We start from the raw sequence: 4,961 nt of genomic DNA, 5'->3' as shown, positions 1-4,961 counted from the left end.
ATGGAGTGCGGCGCCCCAACTCCTACACGTGCTTGCACGCACCGCGTCGTAACGGGCTACCGCACTCCGCTCTCAACTGCAATCTACTCGCCTGGCAGACACAAGCGGCGTAAGCCGCGAAGCTCGCAGGCTGTCAGGTCGCGGGCATTTCTGGCGCTGAGCCGATGTCAGCTTCGCGGCTCACGCCGCTCCCACAAGCCTTACACCCATCTTCTACACACGAAGCCGCCGCAGATGGGACAATATCCCCACCTCCCGGCTTGGCCGGTCCCCCATACCGCTCCCGGATCACACTGGAGAACCCATGAATCTGCGCATTCTGACCGTTGGTGTCGCCATTTCCCTGCTTGCTGCCTGCGGCGGCAAGGAACCCGGCGCCAAGCCCGCTGAAGGCGGCGAGGCCAAGGTCCTCAATGTCTATAACTATTCGGACTACATCGCCGAAGACACCATCCCGAACTTCGAGAAGTCGACCGGCATCAAGGTCACCTACGACGTGTTCGACAGCGACGAGATGGTCGAGACCAAGTTGCTGACCGGCGACAGCGGCTACGACATCGTGGTGCCGACGCTGAACTTCTTCGGCCGCCAGATCCAGGCCGGCGTGTTCCTGCCGCTGGACAAGAGCAAGATCCCGAACCTGGCCAACCTCGACCCGGCGGTGATGCAGCGCATCGCCGGTCAGGACCCGGGTAACCAGTACGGCGTGCCGTACATGATGGGCAGCACCGGCATCGGCTACAACGTGGCCAAGCTGAAAGAGCGTTTTGGCGGCAGCGCCGACATCGCCAACAGCTGGGACCTGGTGTTCAAGCCGGAAAACATCGCCAAGATGAAGGACTGCGGCGTGACCCTGCTGGATACCCCGGCCGACATGATCCCGGTGGCCCTGCATTACCTGGGCGAAGACCCGCACAGTGCAGACCCGGCCGTGCTGCAGAAGGCGGCTGACCTGCTCAAGTCGATCCGCCCGTACGTGCAGAACTTCCACTCCTCCCAGTATGTGGGTTCGCTGGCCAATGGCAGCACCTGCCTGGTGGTGGGCTGGTCGGGCGACATCATCCAGGCCCGTGACCGTGCCGAAGAGGCCAAGAACGGCGTGGAAGTGGCGTATTCCATCCCGAAGGAAGGCGCCCCGCAGTGGTTCGACATGCTGGCCATCCCCAAGGATGCCAAGCACCCGGGCAATGCCTATGCCTTCATCAACTACCTGCTGGAGCCGGAGGTAGCGGCCAAGAACACCAACGTGACCCACTACGCCAACCCGGTGAAGTCGGCGACCTCGCTGGTTGATCCGGCCATCCGCGACGACAAGACCATCTACCCGGCCGAAGATGTTGCGGCCAAGATGTTCACCTATGCGATCAACACCCCGGAGACGGACAAGCTGTACACCCGTTTGTGGACCGAGGTTAAGACCGGTCGTTGATTTCAGACAGGTTTGGCGTCTGATCTTTGCAACGCCTCCCTCTCGTAGGGAGGCGTTGTTGTTTGTGGCGCTCGCGCGCTGCCGGTTGCCAGTGGAGAAGGCAAGGCAGGGCATGTCTCCCTCCCTTTGGCGCAGCCAAGGGGGAGGGCTGGGGAGGGGTAGCTTCGTGGTCCTTCACGCATTATCGGCTTCGCGGCTTACGCCGCTCCTACAAAGGCCTTGCCGAGCATGGCTCGGCACTACATGGGGGTTTGCGGGCCGCAAGGCTTGGCTCCCTCCCTTTGGCGCAGCCAAGGGGAGAGTTGGGGAGGGGTAAGCTCCGTGGCCCTTCGGGCATTGCCAGCTTCGCGGCTGACGCCGCTCGCACAAGGCGCAGAGCTTCAAGTGAGCCCCAACCGCCACAGCTGGCGGTGTCGCCAGCAAAAACGGGGGGCTACACTACGCGCGTTTGTTCATCTGCCTGCTTCCGGAGCCCTACATGCCCGTTGACGCCAAGCCAGAGGCCATCGCTTTGAACGGCGAGCCCGGCTATTTGTCCATCCGCGATCTGCGCAAGGAATTCGATGGCTTCGTCGCCGTCGATGACGTCAACCTGGACGTGCGCAAGGGCGAGATCTTTGCCCTGCTGGGCGGTTCGGGCAGCGGCAAGTCCACTCTGCTGCGCTGCCTGGCCGGCTTTGAAACCCCGACCAAGGGCACGATCCTGCTCGACGGCCAGCCGATTACCGCGCTGCCGCCCTACGAGCGGCCGATCAACATGATGTTCCAGTCCTATGCGCTGTTCCCGCATATGACGGTGGAGCAGAACATCGCTTTTGGCCTGAAGCAGGACGGCATGGCCAAAGACGCCATTACCCGCCGCGTTGGCGAGATGCTGGAGCTGGTGCAGTTGGAGAAACTGGGCAAGCGCAAGCCGCACCAGCTTTCCGGCGGTCAGCAGCAGCGTGTGGCCTTGGCCCGCTCGCTGGCAAAGAGCCCCAAGCTGTTGTTGCTGGACGAGCCGATGGGCGCGCTGGACAAGAAGCTGCGCTCAAAGATGCAGCTGGAGCTGGTCAACATCATCGAGCAGCTCGGCGTGACCTGCGTGATGGTCACCCACGATCAGGAAGAAGCCATGACCATGGCCACCCGCATCGCGGTGATGGACCAGGGTTGGATTCAGCAGATCGGCAAGCCCGACGACATCTACGAGCAGCCGGCCAATCGTTTCGTCGCTGGCTTCATCGGCTCGGTGAATTCCTTCGAAGGCGTGATCGACGAGGATCTGCCCGAATACGTCACCGTGCGCACCGCCGACTTCCCGGCGCCGATCTACGTTGGCCACGGCATCACCGGTTACGAAGGCCAGCCGGTGGCTTTTGCGCTGCGCCCTGAGAAGGTGCATATCGCCAAGGAAGAGCCCGAGGGTGACACCAACAAGGCGTTTGGCGTGGTCGAGGACATTGCCTACTTCGGCAGCCACTCGGTTTACCACGTGCGCCTGCCCAGCGGTGCCAAGATCCTGTCCAACTTCGCCAACATGAAGCGCTGGGACAGTGACGGCATCACCTGGAACGATGAAGTCTGGGTGTCCTGGGACGACAACGACGGCGTGGTGCTGACCTCATGAGCGCGACCACTCCACTCACCAGCGGTTGGCGGCGTTGGCTGCCGGGTGCGCGCGCGGGTGTGATCGGCGTGCCCTACCTGTGGCTGCTGTTGTTCTTCGCGATCCCGTTCCTGATCGTGCTGAAGATTTCCTTCGCCAAGATGGCGGTGGCGATGCCGCCGTATACCTCCATCGTGGAATACGTGGACAGCGCGTTCACGGTCAATCTCAACCTCGGCAACTACACAGCGCTGTTCACCGACAGCCAGTACGTGGTGGCCTACCTGAGCTCGATCAAGATCGCGGTGATCTCCACGCTGCTGACCTTGTTGATCGGCTACCCGATGGCCTACGTGATCTCACGCATGTCGCCATCGGCGCGCAACATCGCGATGATGCTGGTGGTGCTGCCGTCGTGGACCTCGTTTCTGATCCGCGTCTATGCCTGGATCGGCATCCTCGACAGCAATGGCCTGATCAATCGAACCTTGATGAACATGGGTGTGATTGACGAGCCGATACGCATGCTCTACACCCCGTTTGCGGCCTACGTCGGCATCGTCTACTGCTATCTGCCGTTCATGGTGCTGCCGCTTTACGCCAACCTGGTCAAGCTCGACAATCGCTTGTTGGAAGCTGCCTACGACCTCGGCGCCAAGCCCTGGCAGGCCTTCCTGCGGATTACCTTGCCGCTGTCGCGCAGCGGCATCATTGCTGGCTGCATGCTGGTGATGATTCCGGCGGTGGGTGAGTTCGTCATTCCGGAAATGCTCGGTGGCCCGGATACCTTGATGATCGGCCGCGTGCTGTGGGGCGAGTTCTTCAACAACCGCGACTGGCCGCTGGCCTCGGCGGTAGCGATCGTGATGCTGCTGTTGCTGCTGATCCCCATCATCATCTTCAACCGTTCGCAGCAGCGTGAGCTGGAAGGGAAGCTGGCATGAGCATGACCCGACGTAGTTCCTGGTTGGGTTGGAGCATCCTGCTGCTCGGCTTTGCCTTCCTGTACCTGCCGATCCTGTTGCTGATGGTGTACTCGTTCAATTCTTCGCGTCTGGCGACGGTATGGGCGGGCTTCTCCACGCAGTGGTACGGTGAGCTGTTCCGCGACCGTCAGCTGCTGCAGGCGGCCTGGATCAGCATCAAGATCGCGTTCTGGACAGCCAGTGCATCAATGGTGATCGGCACCATGGCGGCGATGGCGATGACGCGCTTCAAGCGCTTCCCCAGCAAGACCATCTTCGGTGCCTTGGTGACGGCGCCGCTGGTGATGCCCGAAGTGATCATCGGCCTGTCTATCCTGCTGATGCTGGTGTCGATGGGTGGCCTGTTTGGCCTGCCGTCCAAAGGCGTGGTGGCGATCTGGATCGCGCATGTCACCTTCACCATTTCCTTCGTGACGGTGGTGGTGTCCTCGCGCCTGCAGGAGCTGGACCGTTCGTTGGAAGAAGCAGCGATGGACCTGGGCGCGAACCGGCTCAAGGTGTTCTTCCTGATCACCTTGCCGATCATCGCCCCGGCACTGCTGTCTGGCTGGCTGTTGGCGTTCACCTTGTCGCTGGATGACGTGGTGATTGCCAGCTTCGTCGCCGGCCCCAGCTCGACCACCTTGCCGATGAAGATCTTCGCCTCGGTGCGCATGGGCGTGAGCCCGAAGATCAACGCCCTGGCCACGCTGATGGTGCTGGCGGTATCGACGGTCGCGGTCTTGGGTTGGTGGATTTCAGCCCGCGCCGACAAGCGACGCCAGCGTGACATGCAGCTGGCGCTACAGGAAAACGGCTGAGGTCAGAATGTAGTGCCGAGCCATGCTCGGCAGAGGCTTCACCTGCAATGCCAATGTAGTGGGGGGGCCCCGGAAAGCGGGGGGGGGGCCGGGCAAGCAAAAAAACAAATATGGGGGGGGGGGGCGGCGCCGGGAGGCGACGGAGGAGAAAAAAAAAC

At 61.9% G+C, this 4,961-nt stretch carries 4 protein-coding genes; all 4 read left to right on the top strand.

The annotated features are described in order from the left end of the window. Window positions 1-304 precede the first annotated feature (304 nt). The 4 genes from ACVOLR_RS19820 to ACVOLR_RS19805 all read left to right on the top strand — a co-directional run bounded on the left by ACVOLR_RS19820 (window position 305) and on the right by ACVOLR_RS19805 (window position 4,803). On the top strand, window positions 305-1,429 hold the full coding sequence (locus ACVOLR_RS19820; RefSeq protein ID WP_481537956.1) for a polyamine ABC transporter substrate-binding protein: 1,125 nt from the start codon (window positions 305-307) through the stop codon (window positions 1,427-1,429). A gap of 478 nt (window positions 1,430-1,907) precedes the next feature. Further along, window positions 1,908-3,038 (top strand): ABC transporter ATP-binding protein, encoded by a 1,131-nt coding sequence (locus ACVOLR_RS19815; RefSeq protein WP_481537955.1) that lies wholly within the window; start codon window positions 1,908-1,910, stop codon window positions 3,036-3,038. Beyond that, entirely contained in the window at window positions 3,035-3,961 is a 927-nt protein-coding gene (locus tag ACVOLR_RS19810; RefSeq protein ID WP_481537954.1) for an ABC transporter permease subunit, read from the top strand. Before ACVOLR_RS19815 ends, ACVOLR_RS19810 begins: the two co-directional genes overlap by 4 nt. Further along, entirely contained in the window at window positions 3,958-4,803 is an 846-nt protein-coding gene (locus ACVOLR_RS19805) for an ABC transporter permease subunit (protein ID WP_296253173.1), read from the top strand. The genes ACVOLR_RS19810 and ACVOLR_RS19805 overlap by 4 nt, the downstream gene beginning before the upstream one ends. Window positions 4,804-4,961: the final 158 nt, after the last annotated feature.

The sequence above is a fragment of the Stenotrophomonas sp. STEN030 genome, assembly GCF_056759995.1.
Note: the sequence above shows the minus strand (reverse complement) of the source record. Positions and strands in the feature narration are given on the sequence as shown.